The sequence below is a fragment of the Paenibacillus athensensis genome, assembly GCF_004514475.2.
Classification (GTDB): domain Bacteria; phylum Bacillota; class Bacilli; order Paenibacillales; family NBRC-103111; genus Paenibacillus_AL; species Paenibacillus_AL athensensis.
This window is the reverse complement of record NZ_MYFO02000045.1, coordinates 1-638: the sequence shown is the minus strand read 5'-3', so window position 1 is coordinate 638 and position 638 is coordinate 1. Positions and strand designations below refer to the sequence as shown.

Here is a 638-nt window from a genome sequence, read left to right as displayed (position 1 = left end):
GTTTCACTCCGCTTCCGCGGTGCTTTTCACCTTTCCCTCACGGTACTGCTTCACTATCGGTCGCTAGGGAGTATTTAGCCTTGGCAGATGGTCCTGCCGGATTCCGACGGGGTTTCACGTGTCCCGCCGTACTCAGGATCCCTCTAGGCTTGCGCTTGTTTTTGGCTACGGGGCTGTTACCCTCTTTGCCGAGCCTTTCCAGACTTCTTCACCTAACAAGCATGGGCCACATTGAGGTCCTACAACCCCGGAGAGCAAGCTCTCCGGTTTGGGCTAATCCGCTTTCGCTCGCCGCTACTGACGGAATCACTTTTGTTTTCTTTTCCTCAGGGTACTTAGATGTTTCAGTTCCCCTGGTATGCCTCCATTGCAGCTATGTATTCACTGCAAGGTGACTGCGCATTACCACAGCCGGGTTCCCCCATTCGGACATCCCCGGATCGAAGCCTGCTTACGGCTCCCCGAGGCATTTCGTCGTTCGCCACGTCCTTCTTCGGCTCCTAGCGCCTAGGCATCCTCCGTGTGCTCTTTCTAGCTTAACCTAATATAGGGAGTTTGCTTTGCAAACTCTCACTGCTTGGCAGGGAGTTTACAGCACAAACGTCTCACTACTCAGGAAACACACTTCATCATTCGTT

At 53.4% G+C, this 638-nt stretch carries 1 rRNA gene; it reads right to left on the bottom strand.

The window, feature by feature from the left end:
* A 23S ribosomal RNA gene (locus B5M42_RS25100) occupies positions 1-542 on the bottom strand; the annotation flags it as partial.
* Positions 543-638: the final 96 nt, after the last annotated feature.